15 protein-coding genes and 1 pseudogene are annotated in these 17,198 nt (G+C 40.4%); 5 read left to right on the top strand and 11 right to left on the bottom strand.

Annotated elements, in window-relative coordinates; translation table 11 throughout:
- Nucleotides 1–54 precede the first annotated feature (54 nt).
- The 3 genes and pseudogenes from ACM0OR_RS03360 to ACM0OR_RS03350 all read left to right on the top strand — a co-directional run.
- Nucleotides 55–321 (top strand): hypothetical protein, encoded by a 267-nt coding sequence (locus ACM0OR_RS03360; RefSeq protein ID WP_323267372.1) that lies wholly within the window; start codon nucleotides 55–57, stop codon nucleotides 319–321.
- An 8-nt stretch (nucleotides 322–329) separates the two neighbouring features.
- Nucleotides 330–554: a hypothetical protein gene (locus ACM0OR_RS03355; protein ID WP_242039387.1), complete on the top strand. Its 225-nt coding sequence runs from the start codon at nucleotides 330–332 to the stop codon at nucleotides 552–554.
- Between the two features lie 53 nt (nucleotides 555–607).
- Nucleotides 608–877: pseudogene (locus ACM0OR_RS03350) on the top strand (hypothetical protein); the annotation flags it as partial.
- A 70-nt stretch (nucleotides 878–947) separates the two neighbouring features.
- On the opposite strand, the gene ACM0OR_RS03345 reads toward ACM0OR_RS03350, so the two are convergent.
- The gene (locus tag ACM0OR_RS03345) at nucleotides 948–1,445 is read right to left on the bottom strand and encodes a hypothetical protein (RefSeq protein WP_414574989.1); all 498 of its coding nucleotides are present in this window, start codon (nucleotides 1,443–1,445) and stop codon (nucleotides 948–950) included.
- A gap of 177 nt (nucleotides 1,446–1,622) precedes the next feature.
- Between ACM0OR_RS03345 and ACM0OR_RS03340 the strand changes: the two genes are divergently transcribed.
- Nucleotides 1,623–3,314, top strand: a complete 1,692-nt coding sequence (locus tag ACM0OR_RS03340; protein ID WP_414574988.1) for an NAD-binding protein — start codon at nucleotides 1,623–1,625, stop codon at nucleotides 3,312–3,314.
- Between the two features lie 88 nt (nucleotides 3,315–3,402).
- On the opposite strand, the gene ACM0OR_RS03335 is transcribed toward ACM0OR_RS03340, so the two are convergent.
- The 5 genes from ACM0OR_RS03335 to ACM0OR_RS03315 form a co-directional block, all read right to left on the bottom strand.
- Nucleotides 3,403–4,275 (bottom strand): MBL fold metallo-hydrolase, encoded by an 873-nt coding sequence (locus ACM0OR_RS03335; protein ID WP_414574986.1) that lies wholly within the window; start codon nucleotides 4,273–4,275, stop codon nucleotides 3,403–3,405.
- A gap of 276 nt (nucleotides 4,276–4,551) precedes the next feature.
- A complete protein-coding gene (locus tag ACM0OR_RS03330) occupies nucleotides 4,552–5,673 on the bottom strand; it encodes a geranylgeranyl reductase family protein (protein WP_414574985.1) in 1,122 nt (373 codons plus the stop codon).
- Nucleotides 5,674–5,842: 169 nt separating this feature from the next.
- Nucleotides 5,843–6,391 (bottom strand): ribosome recycling factor, encoded by a 549-nt coding sequence (gene frr / locus ACM0OR_RS03325; RefSeq protein ID WP_190703964.1) that lies wholly within the window; start codon nucleotides 6,389–6,391, stop codon nucleotides 5,843–5,845.
- Nucleotides 6,378–7,109 carry a UMP kinase gene (gene pyrH, locus ACM0OR_RS03320; protein ID WP_414574984.1) on the bottom strand — a complete coding sequence of 244 codons (732 nt, stop codon included), beginning with the start codon at nucleotides 7,107–7,109 and terminating at the stop codon, nucleotides 6,378–6,380. The genes frr and pyrH overlap by 14 nt, the downstream gene beginning before the upstream one ends.
- A gap of 70 nt (nucleotides 7,110–7,179) precedes the next feature.
- Nucleotides 7,180–7,734, bottom strand: coding sequence for a thioredoxin family protein (locus ACM0OR_RS03315; RefSeq protein WP_190703968.1), 555 nt, complete (start codon nucleotides 7,732–7,734; stop codon nucleotides 7,180–7,182).
- Between the two features lie 466 nt (nucleotides 7,735–8,200).
- Between ACM0OR_RS03315 and ACM0OR_RS03310 the strand changes: the two genes are divergently transcribed.
- Nucleotides 8,201–9,121: an alpha/beta fold hydrolase gene (locus tag ACM0OR_RS03310; protein WP_414574983.1), complete on the top strand. Its 921-nt coding sequence runs from the start codon at nucleotides 8,201–8,203 to the stop codon at nucleotides 9,119–9,121.
- A gap of 69 nt (nucleotides 9,122–9,190) precedes the next feature.
- Here the strand turns inward: ACM0OR_RS03310 and ACM0OR_RS03305 are convergent, their stop codons facing one another.
- From ACM0OR_RS03305 to ACM0OR_RS03285, 5 genes are all read right to left on the bottom strand, one after another.
- Complete coding sequence (locus ACM0OR_RS03305; RefSeq protein ID WP_414574982.1) at nucleotides 9,191–9,451, bottom strand: hypothetical protein; 261 nt, start codon at nucleotides 9,449–9,451, stop codon at nucleotides 9,191–9,193.
- A 538-nt stretch (nucleotides 9,452–9,989) separates the two neighbouring features.
- The gene (locus ACM0OR_RS03300) at nucleotides 9,990–10,268 is read right to left on the bottom strand and encodes a hypothetical protein (RefSeq protein ID WP_414574981.1); all 279 of its coding nucleotides are present in this window, start codon (nucleotides 10,266–10,268) and stop codon (nucleotides 9,990–9,992) included.
- An 854-nt stretch (nucleotides 10,269–11,122) separates the two neighbouring features.
- Nucleotides 11,123–11,344, bottom strand: coding sequence for a hypothetical protein (locus ACM0OR_RS03295; RefSeq protein ID WP_414574980.1), 222 nt, complete (start codon nucleotides 11,342–11,344; stop codon nucleotides 11,123–11,125).
- 410 nt (nucleotides 11,345–11,754) lie between these two features.
- Nucleotides 11,755–13,914, bottom strand: a complete 2,160-nt coding sequence (locus tag ACM0OR_RS03290; RefSeq protein ID WP_414574979.1) for a peptidase domain-containing ABC transporter — start codon at nucleotides 13,912–13,914, stop codon at nucleotides 11,755–11,757.
- 317 nt (nucleotides 13,915–14,231) lie between these two features.
- Nucleotides 14,232–16,361: an HlyD family efflux transporter periplasmic adaptor subunit gene (locus ACM0OR_RS03285; RefSeq protein ID WP_414574978.1), complete on the bottom strand. Its 2,130-nt coding sequence runs from the start codon at nucleotides 16,359–16,361 to the stop codon at nucleotides 14,232–14,234.
- Between the last annotated feature and the right edge of the window lie 837 nt (nucleotides 16,362–17,198).

Genomic DNA, 17,198 nt, shown 5'->3' with positions numbered 1-17,198 from the left:
AAGTTAAAAATCTCATTCCCAATTGATAATTACCAAAACGGAGAATTAGAGAACATGAGTGAATTTTTAAATGACCTGAATGTGAGGGCATTTCTTACAAATATGGTAACGAGGGATTTAACTCTAACCACTGGATTACTGTGGTTAGTTATAGCCACAATTATCTCAATGGTTGGTGGTGCTATTGGCGGGATGATATTAGCTGGAAAAGAGATAGGTTATATGTTTTCTGCAACCATAGGGGCATTATTTGCGCCGAGTGGAGCAGTTCCCGCAGTGGTTTTAGGATTCGCCATTCTATATGTTTTGAGTAATTTTTAGGGGGTCATATGATTGAATTAAGTTGGTTTTCAGTGAAGTTATTTTTTCGAGGTAAACTAATCCGTGATCCACTCTATTTTATTAGACAAATTACCATTGGTATGAGCCTTGGTATGCTAGTGCTAATATTGCTAGCTCAGTTGGAAATTCCTTTCTGTATACCAATAACTATGTCTAGCTTAACAACAGGTATAATGATGCCCTTTCTTCTCAAGGATTTTAAAATGAAGTGAGTTATTATTCATCATATATTGATTACTTTTGATCAACTATTGACTAATGACTAATGACCGACCTTGAGGAATATATTCGGGAAATCGACCGATTTGAAGCCATTATATCTGAGTGGGATGAAAGCCAAAGGGGTGTAGCAGTTGGGCTACAAAGAGCAATTGAAGCTTTACATAAAGCAGCGTTGACAAATTTAATTAAAAGCCTCAAGCAAGAATCAATGTCAGCGTTGCGTCACGCTGTTGATGATGAAATTGTGTATGCGGTTTTGCTATATCACGATTTAGTTAAACCACCACAAGCTGACATTGAGGAAGTTCGCCCAGATTGATGAGACGTGAAGTAGTACCAAAAATGTAAAGACGTAGCAATGTTACGTCTCTACTCACGTTTAATTAATCTGCGATCGCCCAACGCACATAAGGACGAAAAGCTGTGACAGTTTTGTAGACAATTAGACTATCAGGTACGTTAAGATTTCGCAAATCGACACGAAAATATGCTTTTTTATTTTTAAATTCTACGTTGTAAAAAGCAGATGCTTGTGAACGTGCTTTACCCACACAAGAAGCATACTGATTATTCAAAGTTGAAACAAATTCTACAAACCGCTTATTGTTAGATGGAACTAACTTGGTTTCGTTGGCAAAAGCTGGAGTATCTGCCACTACTATATGCTCTGCACCACCTTCATAGGGTATACCCATCCACCATAATCCCACAGTTTTGGGACAATTACCACTGGTGCGTTGTACGTTGAACTGCACATTTGGGGCAAAAATCGGCCCTGGTTCTGGCTGTGATTGTGCAGATGTTTGATTGGCGATGATTCCTACTATTGCTAATGAACCTAAAAGTCCATTAATAATTCTGATTTGAGCCAGCTTTTTCATTACCTGAATTTTTTATATTATAGTTACTTTAATTACATGACTGGATGGCTGAAATAAAAGTGCCATGTTGTGACAATTTATCGTGTTTACAGTTACAGTTCTCCTGCCAGGAAGTAAGCAACAATATTAATTAATCAATAGAAATGCAGTCCTTAGAGTAAATTATGCTGCTATTACATGAAACCTCGAATTATTGTTTGCGGCTTAGAACGTACTGGATATAAAATCTTTCGTTTGCTCAGACAACAGGGAGCGTTTGTAGTTGGTATTCATCACAAACCCATCTCTGGCGAAGCAGCAGGCGATGTGATTATTGGTAGTTTATGTGCAGCTGCTACCCTAACAGCCGCAGGAATTCAGGAGGCGCATACCTTAGTTATAGCAGGAGCAGAGGATGAACTAAATTTATCAATCATGATGCAGGCGCGGGTACTAAATCCTCACATTCGGATTATTAACCGCTTATATAATCATAACTTGGGTGAACGTCTGGATAAAACCTTAACAGACCACTTAAGTATGAGTGTTGTGGGATTAGCCGCACCATTATTCACCTTTGCCGCTTTGGGAAATCAAGCGATCGGGCAAATCAAGTTATACGATCAAACTTGGCCAATTCAAGAAGTATATATTGATGAAAGCCATCCTTGGTTGGGTCGCCAGTTGAGTGATTTGTGGGAAGATCCTACACGGATGCCGATTTATTACTTACCCCTAGAAGGTGAGATGAATTTAATCTCGGCGGTAATTTCGGGACAAGAATTAAAAATAGGCGATCGCCTAATTATTGGTATCCAACCCCGCTTCCGCCCCATCCGTCGATCCTTAATTAAAAAATTCCTGAAAATATTAACTAGTTTGCGTCAGTTTCAGCAACATGGCCAATCAGTAGTAGTTGGTGCGATCGTGCTAATGGCAGTGATTTTAACTGCCACTCTCACCTATATGTCCACAGAATTAAGTTTGTCTGTGGTCGATGCGCTATATTTCTCTGTAGGCATGATTACAGGCGCAGGTGGCAATGACCAAGTTGTAGAAAATGCCCCCAATAGTATTAAATTATTTACTGTGGTCATAATGCTAGTGGGAGCAGTGGTCATTGGTATTTGGTACGCCATGCTTACCGATTTTGTTTTAGGTAGCCGCTTCAAGCAGTTTTGGGATGTAGCCCGTGTTCCTCAACGTCATCATTATATAGTCTGTGGTTTAAGTGGCATTGGCAATCGCATTGTGCAGCAACTCCATAGCACTGGTCATGAAGTTGTAGCTATTGAAACTGACTCTAACAATAGATATATCAACTCTGTCCGTGGATTGGGTATCCCTGTAATTCAAGGTGATGCTAGTTTCCGCACCATCCTGCAAACTAGCAATGTGCATACAGCAGCAGCAGTATTAACTGTGACTAACAACGATGCCACGAATCTAGAAATAGCCCTGAAAGCCAAAGGTTTAGCACCCAAAATTCCGGTGATTGTCCATTATGCTGACCCAGATTTTGCGGGAATGGCAAAGCAGGTGTTTGACTTTGAAGCCGTACTCAGTTCCGCAGAATTGGCAGCCCCTGCATTTGCGGCTGCGGCTTTAGGTGGACGCATCTTGGGCAATGGCATCACCAAAGATAAACTTTGGGTAGCTTTTGCGACTTTAATTACACCATCACATCCTTTTTGTAGCAAGTTGGTAAAAGACATCGCCATGTCTGCTAACTGTGTACCTTTATATATGGAAAGGAATGGTCTAAGAGTTCAAGGCTGGGATTTACTCACCACTTACCTGAATGAAGGGGATGTTTTATATTTGACAATGCCAGCAAATCGTTTATATTTATTGTGGCGAGACGAGCGAATTAGTGCTACACAAGCTTAATCTGAGAGATAATTCCTAACCAACTCTCCGCGTACCTCTGCGCTTACCTCTCTTACCCTCTGCGTTAAAACTTCCACCCAAAGCCAAATTACAAGCTTTCCATCAATTCAATACACTTGTGCATCTGCTGACGCATGGTCTCGACATTACCATGAAATCGCCGCCCATGTCCTGGTAACACCCACTCAAAGGTGTAATTTGCCAACTCTCGCATCGATTTAATCTGTTCTGACCACGAATACCAGCAGTAATCACGGAATGCAGCCAACTGATGCAACCTTTCTGACCAAGCGAGATGGTCGCCAGTAAACAGAAACTGGTTTTTGTAAAGTAGAACTGTGTGTCCTTTAGTGTGACCAGGAACAGGAATAATTAACAAATCTGGTTCAAGCACAAATGGTTCAGAACCTGTTAGCTGCATTTCTACATCGTGAGTACCCGCACCAATATCGTCAGTGTGAAGAATGCGATCGCACTGAAAATGTTCAGCAAACTTTTGATGATCTGCCACATCATCTTGGTGACTCAGATACAGATAACGAATTCCCCCCATTTCTTCTATCCGCTTAACTAACGGTGGCGCAAACCGGGGAGAGTCCACCAATATATTTCCTTCTGAACGTTGAATTAAATAGCTAGCAGCACCATAGGATTTTTCTGAATGATAGCCACAGTGGTAAACATTTTTATCTACTAAAATGGGAAAACTTTGTTGAGCAATTTTAATATCTTTTGGCTTTTCAACTGTCCCGATAGAACTAGTAGGACAAGCCAAAAGTGCTTGCAATGCTGCTAATCTTTCCGCTTCAGTTGTTGGTTGATGATGCACTGCTGACTGCTCATCAACACGATAAAATACATCAGGAGTCATCCAGCGACAGGTATCACAATCAATACAGCTAGTATCAACATAAAAATCGCCTGCAACATTTTGGGGGCGACGAATATTTAAATTAGCCATGATATACCTCTGTGTGCCTAGCTAACCCCTATGTCATCACGTTAGCAAAATTAGCCTACTTCTATCAGAACCAATAGATAGAATTCGTAATTCGTAATTCGTAATTCGTAACGATGCTCCGCCCCACTACGCTCTAAGCGCAGCTATGCCGCAGGCTTTACGTAATTCGTAATAGCCTATGGCAAGGCTAATAAAGTTATCCTGAAACCTGTAGAGACCTAGCACTGCTACGTCTCTATGTCTCTACTTTTTTACCAGATGTCTATGTATGAGCATTTAACCTTTAAACCCAGGGATTAATCTTTTTAGTGCGCGTCCAGCGACATTACTATAGGAAAGTTCACCACATAAAACTTTACCTATGATTTGGGGACTAGAAGGACGCTTAATACCAACTTGATAACCAACACCAGGAAAGCGATAAAATGCTCCGGCTAATTTTTTTGCCCAAGCCATTTCCGAACCCCATCTTTCATGGATGATCTCGGTGTATTGTTCTAAAGCGTTAATATCACCAGCAAGTGCTTGATCAATCATCCCAGCAGCTACTAAACCGCTAAAAATCGAGGGACGAATACCTTCAGCTGATATGGGATCAACTACACAAGCCGCTTCACCAGCTAAAACAGCATTTTGAGTATGCAGCTTTTGATTACCATCCCACACGCAAAGCGGATGACCATATTGCTGACTATTTTTCACATCTACATTAAATGATTGGGCATATTCAGCCACAATTTTCTTAAAGTTTTGGGGTTCTCCACCAATAAAAGTGCCTACTCCAATGGAATAACCATCAGCTTTAGGGAAGTTCCAAATATAGCCGTTTTTCACTAAACCAAACTCAACGTGAATTGTCGATTTGTCTTCCACATCAGCCGGAATTTCCGCTTCTAAAGCCCCTGCTAGTCTGCGTTTACGATCTTTGAAGCCTAACCATTTTGCCATTGACCCCTTTGCACCATCTGCGGCGATGAGGTAGCGACCTGCGACCTGACCATTGACTGTATTGACTTGCCAATGGTCGCTGTTAAATTCAATACCTGTAACTTCTGTGTTGTCGCGCAGTTCAGCACCTTGTTTCTGGGCTTGCTGGACTAAAAAATGGTCGAAAATATCTCGTCGCACCATCCAAACTGGTTCTTTGGTGGTGATTTTCGCTTCTACCGGATCATTTAAGTTCCAGGTAAAGCGAATTGAGTCCACTTTTAAGGAAATTGCTGGGCTAAAGTCAAAGTCAAACCAGTCAGCGATCGCAGGTGACACGCCACCACCACAAGGTTTATATCTAGGTAGGGATTCTTTTTCTAAAATTAATACTGAACGCCCTTTTTTAGCTAAATGATATGCTGCTGTTCCACCCGCAGGCCCAGCACCAACAATGATGGTGTCGTACATAAGCAATTCAAAATTCTTGCATTCAAAATTAATAAACCCAGAAAAAAGGGAAAAGTTCTCCAGGGAAAAAGAAAATTTCTTTCGCCTTTTCCCTTTGACCTCTTCCCCTCCTCCCATCAATTACAGGAAAGGCTTTACTGTCACCTGTCACCTGTCCCCTGTCCCCTATTTAGACAGTGCTGATATCTTTTTCTTTTTCCGCCAGTAACTCGTCAATTTTTGTCGTGTACTGGTTGGTCAGTTTTTGCAGTTTATCTTGTTGGTCTTTGGATTCGTCCTCAGAAATCTCTGAGGCTTTCTCTTGTTTGCGAATGGAGTCTATCGCCTCACGGCGGATGTTGCGAATCCCTACGCGACCTTCTTCAGCGTACTTGGCAGCTATTTTGACTAGTTCTTTACGGCGATCGCTAGTTAATGGTGGTATATTCAAGCGAATTACCGAACCGTCGTTGCTGGGTGTTAAACCTACATCTGAGAGGGAAATTGCCTTCTCAACTATGTTTAAGCTGCTTTTATCGTAGGGCTGAATCAGGACGGTTGTAGCATCTGGGGTACTGATATTGGCCAGTGATTTTAAGGGTGTAGGTGAACCGTAGTAGTCCACCAATACTTTATCTAGCAAACTGGCATTAGCGCGGCCAGTGCGGATTGTGTTAAATGCTTGTTGAGTGGACTCAACAGTTTTTTGCATTTTATTTTGAGCGTCAGCTAATTTCACACGAACCTCCCACAAGGGTACCGATAGATTCTCCTAAAACTGCCCGGCGAATATTGCCACGCACTGTTAGGTCAAAGACTAGAATGGGGATATTGTTTTCTTTGCACAAGGCGATCGCGGTACTATCCATTACCCGCAAATCATTCGCTAAAACATGGGTGTAGGTCAGACTAGTGTAACGTTTTGCATTCGGATAAATTTCCGGGTCAGCATCGTATATACCATCTACCTTAGTAGCTTTAAAAATTACTTCTGCATCAATTTCCGCAGCTCTCAATGCTGCTGTAGTATCTGTAGTAAAAAATGGATTTCCAGAACCTGCACCAAAAATAACCACCCGACCTTTTTCAAGATGACGGATGGCGCGACGACGAATATATGGTTCTGCTAATTCTTGCATAGCGATCGCAGTTTGTACCCGCGTCTGTACTCCTATACGTTCTAGTGAATCTTGCAGTGTCATAGCATTCATCACTGTGGCTATCATGCCAATGTAGTCAGCGTTTGCCCTGTCCATCCCCGCCGATGCTGCTTTCATCCCGCGAAAGATGTTGCCACCACCCACGACGATGGCTATCTGAACGCCTGCGGCTATCACCTCTGCTATTTCTTGGCCGATCTCTTTGACCACTTCTGGATCAATGCCATAGCCCATGTTGCCCATTAAGGCTTCACCGCTCAGTTTAAGTAAAACCCGTCGGTAATTCGTCGTTCCCATGAAATCACGCTTTATCAAAAAAGTTGCAATTGCCTCCAATTTAAGATAGCAGTAGTATGACTATCTATGTCTATATCCGCCAGATTATTGAAGTGCCTACTGGTTCTGTTTCAGGTGTGGTGATTTCTTCACCTTTAAACAAGGCTGCGATCGCATTTCTGAGATAGTCTTCGCCCGTACCTAATGGTTCGTGAGGATGATTGTCAATCTGTCCTCTATATCGCAATATACCATGACTGTCTACCAGAAACGCCATCGGTGTAGCGATCGCGCCAAAACTCCGACTCACATCTTGGGTTGAATCCCATAGGTAAGGAAAGCTCAACTGGTGGTTTTCCGCAAAAACCTTCATACTTTCCAAGTTGTTCCCCGGAAACCCAGTATGATCACTGGCATTTATCCCAATTAATATAAATCCGTCTGCTTGAAATTCCGCTTGAATTTCTTTTAGTCTATTGAGATATAAATTTACATAAGGGCAGTTGTGGCACATAAAAATGACACCAACTACACGGAAATTTTCTAAATAACGTCTAAGGTGGTGTACTTGATTGTGAATGCCTGGCAGTTCAAAATCTGGTGCATAACCACCAACAGGAGTATCAATTGTTTCAGTTCTAGCCATCTTCTTTCTCTGGAAGGTACTAGCAATAAAAATGTAGGTTAAGTTTTGCGTCAATTTTTTAGATGCAAACCACCCGTTAGCAGATGCTTAACATTCAATATATCTTATAAGCAGATTTCAGATACGCAACTTGTAAAACTACTGAATTTGCACTTGTGTTATTTTCATAAAATTTTGGATAAATGATGTATTATCCAGTCTTGATATCAAGAAATACGCCTGGCAAAATTATTGCTTTGAGTTATAAATTTGTCAAAAATTAAACTAGAAAATATTTAGTTCTATGTTTGATAAATTAGATGAAGATAAGGGATAGAGAGCATGATGTTATTATGCGATCGCTAGGCTGATCACTTGATAAATTTTGCTCAAAGTTTAAAATGATATTTATCAAGAATTACTCATGCCTTTGGGCTTTTTATTTTTGAAATTTGAAGCATAAATTTTTTAGTATTCGTAATTTCTCATGACTACTCAGACCATCAACTCTGATTCTCCAAAAACCTGGACTTGGCGAGGCTTCCCAATTTGCTATCAAACTCAAGGAAATACAGGGCCATCTGTGGTTCTAGTACATGGCTTTGGGGCTTCTTGGTTGCATTGGCGAAAAAATATTCCCGTGTTAGCCGAAAACTGCCGTGTTTATGCAATAGATTTAATTGGTTTCGGTGCTTCAGCTAAACCACAACCAGAAGTCGAAATGGCATACACACTAGAAAACTGGGGACAGCAAGTAGCAGATTTCTGTCGCGAAGTAGTAGGTGAACCAGCTTTTTTAGTAGGAAATTCTATTGGCTGCATTGTAGTGATGCAAGCAGCCGTGAGTAACCCAGACATTGCACTGGGAATTACTTTAATTAACTGTTCTCTACGATTATTGCACGATCGCAAACGAGAAACTTTACCTTGGTCTCGTCGTTTTGGCACACCGATACTACAACGCATATTATCTATCAAAGCAATTGGCAAATTCTTTTTTAATCAAGTCGCACAGCCAAAAACAGTCCGAAAAATTTTATTGCAAGCCTACGCTAACGCGGAGATAGTTACAGATGAGTTAGTAGACATTCTCACCGCACCAGCAAAAGACCCTGGTGCTGTAGCTGTATTTTTAGCTTTCACCTCATATTCTACAGGGCCTCTGCCAGAAGACCTTTTACCCCATCTACCTTGTCCAGCAATTATCCTGTGGGGAACAGCCGACCCCTGGGAAAATATAGACTTAGGTAGAGAGTTAGCCAATTATCCCCAAGTCTTGAAATTTATTCCCTTAGAAGGCGTAGGACATTGCCCTCAAGATGAAGCACCTGAAGTAGTCAACCCGATTATACAAGACTGGGTTTGGGAACGTTCCAAAATCCTCGATGCAGAAAAACTTAATACCTAAAAAAAAAGTAGAGACGTTGCATTGTCACGTCTCTATGAAACCAATTAGTTTTTGAGTTACACCAATTTATTATTTGTAAATACGTCCGCGCAGTTGGATTCTCCAACCGCGACCACTATCTGTCCCATAGCCACTTTGACCCATCATCATCCCTTGACCGTAACCGCCTTTATCACCGCAAGGACAATCTTCTTCGTCTTGTTGAGGAAGACCGATTATGGGCATTTGATCTTGTGGTGCTATAGTTGAAAATTGACCACCGACTAAAAATTCTTGCTGCTCTGTCGATAAATCCAGCAATAACTCGGTTGCAATTGTTTGACTCAACATAATTCTTTACCTCACTTACTTAAATAGGTGTGTAAAACCTACATTTTTATTATTAGAAATTAGGCAAATTTTTTAAATATTCCATAGTTATAGAAATACCAAATAAATATGTATCTTTTGGCTTAAAATAATATTATGAATATTTTTTCTTCTAAGTCCTTCAATGATTAACACCTGAGAAAATATATAAGCACCCATATAGGAGAAATACCTTTATGGGTGCAAAATGGCAATTACTGTGTTAACTTCTTCTCAAATGTACGAGTACCAATTAGTTAAAACTAGTGGCAACTGGAGTCATGGAGAAGTAAAAAACTACGTGTTAGGTGTAGTACCTAGTGGTCTGTCAAACCTACTTTGACGGTTGGTAAGACTTGATAAATCGACGTCTATACAGAACAACTATTCGTCAATTATGCCTTGACAGACTACTAGTCTTAGCATCTCTGTTCCGTTGATTTAATCAAAGAACAGATAACATTTTCCAAACTCACTCAAAGTTTGATTTATTTTGAGTGAGTTATGGAAATCTTATCTATTAGTCCTCCATACCATTGCCAGTGCTAATGCCACCATTTAAGCACTTAGCAAATGGCTTGACTGTTATGATGTGACCGATAACCATACGTGCTTTAGTAGGTAATGCTGGGCAAGTTGGTTCTTCAACATCTTCACTACCAACACCAGCACTACCAACGCCACCATTACCAACACCGCAACCACCTTTGTACCGTTTCCATCTACCACCAGATAAAAGTTGCTGTTCATCTGTGGATAAATCGGTTAATAAGTTGGTTGCAATTGTTTGACTCAACATAATTCTTTACCTCACTTACGTTATATAGGTGTTAATCACCTATACTTCTTTTATATATTTATTTTTTATTAAAAAAAATATCCTTTAGGTATAAAAAAAATAGGTTAACATTCTATCTTTAGATATTGCATCAAAGCATTTATTTTAAAAGTTTCTATTTGGAGAATATTGATTATTTTTGGATAATTAATTTCAGTAAACAAATAGCACCCACGCAGGTAAAAAACCTGTGTGGGTGCAACATTAAAGTTTCAATTACGGAAGTAGCACCGCAAGGAGGAAATCAACAGGCTCATATATCAAGACTTTTGCGTGTTTGAAATTGTAGGTTGATTGACGCCGTGCTGTACTAGTTAGTTTTATACTCCTTAAGCAAATCGGAAGCATCTCCTGACACATCTTCTAAATCTGAAGCATCTTCGATCTCCTCCTGATCCGCCTGTAAAACCTCCTTGTTGCCCTCCTGATAGAAACTGCTGTTCATCTGTGGATAAATCGGTTAATAAGTCGGTTGCAATTGTTTGATTCAACATAATTCTTTACCTCACTTACATTACATAGGTGTATAGCACCTATGTTTTTATTATTAAATAAATGCAAAAAAATAACTTACTCTATGGATATAAAAAATTTTATTAAATATCTAGCTTTTGACTGAAAAATATTATTTTAACTTGTTGATGAAATTAAGAAAGAGGAAGAAAGCTAGATAATATTTTTAATATCTAGCCTTGCGTTCCCTAAGTCGTTTAACTAATGAATTTAGAGAATATATCAGACTAATAAAACTTACTCAAGTTAATTAATGATGAGTAGTTTTATGCGTCTTCTCCTCCCACCACAAACCGCCATTTTTAACGTACTCGACGTACTCTTACGAGGCCAGTGCTACTAATTCTGTAGACACGAGTAGTACCAACACCAGCACTATCTAAGCCATCTCTACCTGTACTGGATGAGGAGGTTGTCTCATCATCTTCGCTGCTATCATCAAAGAATTGTCCGCCAGCTAGAAGTTGTTGTTCGTTTGTGGAGAGATCCACAATTAAATCTGATAAAGTCATTTGTTGTAACATGAAATTTTTACCTCACTTACGTATTTAGGTGTTGAATCACCTATGTTTTTATTATTAGATATTTACTGATAATTTAAATTGTTCTAAAGATAGAATTGATTATCTTAGTTTTATTTCTTTTGATTCATGAAAATATATCAATAAACAACCAATTTATTAGTATAAAAACTGATTATAATATTTCTGTTGTTTATATAAAAAAACCGTGTTTCCTAAGAAATCGAGGTTATTCTCTATCAATAATTATTTAGCCGTGAAGATATAGATTATCCATGCTTTGGGATGGATGTCCGGCGAAAAGTTAAGATTTATGGCAGTCAATATGCCCACACAAAAAGAAAAATAGGGATATGCTTTGAATTTTGAATTGTTATTTAGCAGTTCCCTTCCGTAAAGTAAATTATATTGATTTACACAGATAAAAACTTTAAATGTTCTCCCGGTTGAGCAAGTAAACTTTCCAGAGTACCTTGCATTTGGACTTTACCTTGATCTAGCAAAACAATCCAATCAGCACGCTGGACTACGCTAGGACGGTGGGTGATTAAAATTGTGGTTTTACCTTGGCGGTGTTCTAAGAGGCGATCTAAAACTTGCGTTTCACTAACTGGGTCTAATCCAGCAGTTGCTTCATCTAAAATTAGTACAGGTGGATTAGTCATCACCCCTCTTGCGATCGCTAATCGTTGTTTTTGTCCACCAGAGAGATTCGCCCCAAATTCTCCTAACACGGTTTGATACTTGCTAGGTAGTTGACTAATAAAACCATCGGCATCAGCAACATGGCAAGCTGTGACAATTTCCTCAAAAGGAATATGTGGTGTTCCTAAACGGAAATTTTCTAAAATCGAGCGACTCCAAAAATGTGGTTCTTGGGGGATATAAACTACCTGCTGTCGCAAACAATCAAGGGATAAATCGTGAATATTATAAAAACCAATGCGGATATTGCCAGAATTGGGTTGATATAAACCCGCCATGAGTTTCGCTAAAGAACTCTTACCACAGCCTGACTTACCAATCAAAGCAATAACCTGACCACCAGGGATTTTTAGAGAAAAATCTTCTAATAAATCAACTCTACCAGGGTGGTGAAAGTTGATATGGGAAAAACGAATATCTGTATCACCCGCTATTTGTGCAACAGGCTTTTGTATTTTTTCATCCTCTTCTGGAGTTGCATCAATCACTTCTAACAGCCGAGCAACAGCAGTTTGAGAGCGAAAATATTCATCAACTAAACCCACTAAAGTACCTATTAATGCCAAAACATTAAACTGGAGAGCATTAATAGCCAACATTTGACCAATGCTTAATTGTCCCTGAACCACCAGCATACTGCCTAGACCCAGTAAGACCACACCGCCAATTGTAGATAGGAATTTAGCGAGAGTATTGTTAATAATGCCAATTTGAATAGTGCTAAAAGTGAGATTAGCTAGACGACCAAAACGACTTTGCAATTCATCCCAAAATTGCGGCGCGGCATTTGTAGTTTTTAGCACCTGTGCGCCCTTAAAGGTTTCTACTAACACACCTTGATTTTCTGCACCCAAAACTAATAGATTCCGCGTCTTTTGTTGCAGGACTGGTAAAAGTGGCAAGGTGGATAAACTCATTAAACCGCCAATTAAAATTACGGCGATCGCCAACTGCCAACTATAAAAGAGCATCAAGCCAAAAGAAATAACCGCAATGAAAAACTGACTAGGTAACAGAACTACAATCTGTGATATTAATTGGTTAATTTCATTAATATCTCTGAGTCTGCTGGTGATTTCCCCACTACGCCGAGCTTCGTAATAAGTTAAGGGTAATTGTAATATTCTGCGTCCAAATTCCAACACTAGTCCTAATTGCAGTCGTTGCCCAAAATGAGCAATCATGGTCGATTCTAATAATTCCAGAGTGCTACCAAATAAAGTCATGACCACAACGGCTGTGACTACAACAGTTAGTAGCTGGGTATCTCCACGAACTAAGACATCATCTGTCAGTATTTGAATCAGAACAGGAGTACCTAACCCCAGGATGCCCATAACAATGTTGAGCATAAAAACCTGGAATAGTAGCCCACGATAGGGTAAAAGACGCTGAAAAAACCGTACAAAACCCGCCTGGGGTTTTTCTTGGGGTTGTTGAGAAAAACGATTGGGATCTGGCTCAATTAAGAGCATGACCCCATTCCAGGCGGCTTTTAACTCTTCCTTACTGACATAACGCAGACCGACACCAGGATCAGCTATGACATACTTTTTCCCCCGCTTGTCGTGTAAAACTACCCAGTGGTAGCCCTGCCAGTGAATAATAACTGGCAAACGTAGTTCTTTGATTCTGTCAATGATTTCCGGTGACGCTTTCACGGCTCTGGTATTGAAACCGAGATTTTCAGAACCGCGTTTAAGACCTAATAAAGTTGTACCTAATTGTCCTGTTCCTACTGCTTCTCGGCTTTTATTTAAACTTAAAAAGCGTCCATAACGCCTGCAAATTGTCACTAGACAAGCTGCGCCACAGTCTTCTTCACTGAACTGTAAAACACACGGGTAATTCTTTTTGAAACCAAACATAATAATTCAAAATTCAAAATGAACAACGAAAGATGTTGACTATTGACTGGGGTATTTATTGGACATTAAGGTAAAATCTCCCTTTCCTACTAACTACTCAGCACCGGCTAAACGCCGCGCTACCGCTAACACTACTCATTACTCCAGGACTTACGTAAGTGTCACAATTGATAGTTGGTGCGTGACGCTATAAGTCTCATTACTACGTTCAAATACTTTCGCAGCGTCACACACCCTACATGAAAAATATGCCAGTTGCGTAAGTCCTATACTCATTACTCATTACTCCCTACTCATTACTCATTACTCAGCACTCCCTACATATCTGCAATTAATCTGGCTTTACGGAGAATGAAGTGGAGGACAGTTTCTTGGCGAGAGATAATATCGGCTTGTCCTTCCATGCCTGATTTGAGTTGACATTGCCTTGCACCTCTACCAACGTAGGGGGTTTGGGGTTCAATAATGACTTCATAGCCAGCTTTGGGAGGGCTGGGTAATGAAGTATTGTTGGCAATGGGTAGGGCATCGGCGGCAATGGTTTTCACAGTGCCTTTGAGAGTGCCGTAGTCTGGATAGGGGCAAGCAGAAACCCGCATCTGGACTTGTTGGCCGGGTTTGACTTTATTAATGTCTTGAGACTGGATGTTAGCTTTAATTAGTATGGGGGCATTAATGGGAGCAATTTGTGCGATCGCTTCACTCGGTTGCACTACCTGGCCTGAGTTACGCAAATTCAACTGCAACACTGTCCCCGCAATGGGTGCGCGAATTACACTCTGATTGATGTCGTTGTCAGTTTGTTGTAGTTCTTTGCGGGTTCTATCTAGTTGTGTTTGGAATTGTAGGCGTTGTTGTAGCAGTGTTTCTCTTTCTTTATTTAAAGCCGCTAAGGTAACCTCACCTTTAGCCTGTTCTTGTTTAATTCGTTCAGATGCGACAGTAACAGGGGCATTACTGGGATTAAGGGCAGTGTTAGCTTTAACTACGTTGGTTTGTGCAGTTGTTAAAGCTTGTTCTTTCTCTTCTAGGAGATTTTTAGCATTAGCTTTGGCTTGTTCTAGCTTCGCCTCAGCCGAAATCACCGCTTGCGCTTTGTCCTCTAGGAGATTTTTAGCATTAGCTTTGGCTTGTTCTAGTTTCGCCTCGGCGGAAATAACCGCTTGTTCTTTCTCTTCTAGGAGATTTTTAGCATTAGCTTTGGCTTGTGCTAGTTTCGTTTCGGCGGAAATAACCGCTTGTGCTTTTTCTTCCAGGAGATTTTTAGCATTAGCTTTGGCTTGTGCTAGTTTCGCTTCAGCCGAAATCACCGCTTGTTCTTTTTCGTCTAAAAGATTTTTAGCGTTAGTTCTGGCTTGTTCGAGTTTCGCCTGTGCTGATTTTACTGCTTGTACTTTTTCCTCATATACATTACGCGCGATCGCACCTGATGCAACTACCGGACGCATTCTGTCTCGCTGTACTATAGCTAAATTCAAAGCGGCTTCGGCTTCTTGGATATTTGCTGTTAAGAGGTTTTCTCGTTGCAGGCGATCGCGCTGTTCTCTAGCTAACTTTAAGGCTGTTTCGGCTTCTTGGATATTTGTTGTTAAGAGCTTTTCCCGTTGCAGGCGATCGCGTTGTGCTTTGGCTAATTCCAAGGCGGCTTCTGTTTCCCCTACTGTCGCCGTTAAGAGGTTTTCGCGTTGGAGGCGATCGCGTTGTTCTCTCGCTAACTTTAAGGCTGTTTCGGCTTCTTGGATATTTGTTGTTAAGAGCTTTTCCCGTTGCAGGCGATCGCGTTGTGCTTTGGCTAAGTCCAAGGCGGCTATCGTTTCTTGGATTGTGGCTTTCAAGAGGTTTTCGCGTTGCAGGCGATCGCGTTGTACCCTAGCTAGAGTTAAGGCGGCTTGCGCCTGTCCCATATCAGCCATAGCTGTAATTTGCTGATCTGTATAGTTGCGTTGTGTGCCACTGAGTTCAGCTTGTGCAGCGATCGCAATCCGGCTATTTAAGTTTGTCTGTGCAGCAATTTGAGTATCTATTTCTCGCAACTGAGCATCAATTTTATTGAATTGTAATTGACTCTGCTGAATGACATTTGTTAGTTGACTCTTTTGATTTTGCAGACGGGAACTATCAATATAAGCAATAGCTTCTCCAGGTGCTACTGTTTGATTTTCTGTCACAGCAATTTTTTCAATTTTGCCACTAATTAGTGACTGTACAAGCTTAATATCTCCTACAGGACGAATAGTTGCAGGTACTTTAACAGTCACGTTGTATTTCAGAACGGATGTGAGAGCAACCCCAGCTACAAAGATACTTAATACTACCCCTACACCGATACTTGTCCATTTACCAAGGTGGGGAAGAAACTCGTTAGCTTCTAGTATGGGAAGTTGCTCTGGAATCGGCTCATTTGACTGATGCCAAAAATTATTTTCTTGGCGGGGTAAAGTGTTCACAGTATTGCACCTTCCATTGATAGATTTTTGAAAAAATACAGCTATGGAGGCAGGTGTTATAGCTCACTATAAAGTCCAAAACACTAGTTTTAGTTATCGAAAGACTTAATACCTATTTCCCCAGGCATAAATAACAGTGTCAACCCCAAAAATGATGCTGACATTAGCAAAAATTATGATTGATTATTGATATAATCAGCGCAGGGGAACAAGGAAACATTACCCCATCCGGTAATTAGTTTCCTTCTAGCTCTAGCGTTGGTAGCGTCTAGAGAAAATAGAGGAGAACGCTCAAACTCCCTCAAAAACCTCACTTACGTTGAGCGAGTCAATGTCACCTCCTCTCCCCCTTTTTCAATAACAGACTCAGGTTTCAATTCGTAATGCGTAATGCGTAATTCGTAATAGCCTGCGGCTTTGTAAAAAAGTTGTGCGCCTGCGTAATAGCCTGTGACAAGGCTAACGCTTGCGTAATTAAGCGAATAAGATTCCATGAAAATTTTCGTGTTTGTATATGTTGTCATATTCTGACAAATTGATATTAGCTCTTAGTTTCTTCACCCCATAAAGGTAGATAGAAAATAAGAACCAACTAATTCAGCAAAGTAAACAGATTAAACCTATCCAATATCCCATCAGAGAACCAATTCTCTGTCTTTATATATCAACATTAATTAAGTAGCTTACAAGCCTTTATCAGTCTTATTTACAAGACTTTTACTATCAGCCTCATCATTTGTTATGAGGTAATATCTACAACGCAAATAATTATCTAGCCAACCTTGGTTGACTTTAACTTTGTTGCCCAACAATAAGTCTCTTAGCGTGCTAAAGAGA

This window comes from Anabaena sp. CCY 9402-a, assembly GCF_963920945.1.
GTDB classification, from domain to species: domain Bacteria; phylum Cyanobacteriota; class Cyanobacteriia; order Cyanobacteriales; family Nostocaceae; genus Trichormus; species Trichormus minutissimus.
This window is presented reverse-complemented; position numbering and strand designations above follow the sequence as displayed.

What these genes read in the sequence shown, in the direction of transcription:
- ACM0OR_RS03330 (WP_414574985.1), bottom strand. Translation starts at nt 5,673, where the DNA reads ATGTACGACACCATCATTGTTGGTGCTGGGCCTGCGGGTGGAACAGCA.
- ACM0OR_RS03305 (WP_414574982.1), bottom strand. Translation starts at nt 9,451, where the DNA reads ATGTTGAGTCAAACAATTGCAACCGAGTTATTGCTGGATTTATCGACA.
- ACM0OR_RS03310 (WP_414574983.1), top strand. Translation starts at nt 8,201, where the DNA reads ATGACTACTCAGACCATCAACTCTGATTCTCCAAAAACCTGGACTTGG.
- ACM0OR_RS03355 (WP_242039387.1), top strand. Translation starts at nt 330, where the DNA reads ATGATTGAATTAAGTTGGTTTTCAGTGAAGTTATTTTTTCGAGGTAAA.
- ACM0OR_RS03340 (WP_414574988.1), top strand. Translation starts at nt 1,623, where the DNA reads ATGAAACCTCGAATTATTGTTTGCGGCTTAGAACGTACTGGATATAAA.
- ACM0OR_RS03315 (WP_190703968.1), bottom strand. Translation starts at nt 7,734, where the DNA reads ATGGCTAGAACTGAAACAATTGATACTCCTGTTGGTGGTTATGCACCA.
- ACM0OR_RS03335 (WP_414574986.1), bottom strand. Translation starts at nt 4,275, where the DNA reads ATGGCTAATTTAAATATTCGTCGCCCCCAAAATGTTGCAGGCGATTTT.
- ACM0OR_RS03300 (WP_414574981.1), bottom strand. Translation starts at nt 10,268, where the DNA reads ATGTTGAGTCAAACAATTGCAACCAACTTATTAACCGATTTATCCACA.
- ACM0OR_RS03290 (WP_414574979.1), bottom strand. Translation starts at nt 13,914, where the DNA reads ATGTTTGGTTTCAAAAAGAATTACCCGTGTGTTTTACAGTTCAGTGAA.
- ACM0OR_RS03360 (WP_323267372.1), top strand. Translation starts at nt 55, where the DNA reads ATGAGTGAATTTTTAAATGACCTGAATGTGAGGGCATTTCTTACAAAT.
- ACM0OR_RS03345 (WP_414574989.1), bottom strand. Translation starts at nt 1,445, where the DNA reads ATGAAAAAGCTGGCTCAAATCAGAATTATTAATGGACTTTTAGGTTCA.
- ACM0OR_RS03295 (WP_414574980.1), bottom strand. Translation starts at nt 11,344, where the DNA reads ATGTTACAACAAATGACTTTATCAGATTTAATTGTGGATCTCTCCACA.
- pyrH (WP_414574984.1), bottom strand. Translation starts at nt 7,109, where the DNA reads ATGGGAACGACGAATTACCGACGGGTTTTACTTAAACTGAGCGGTGAA.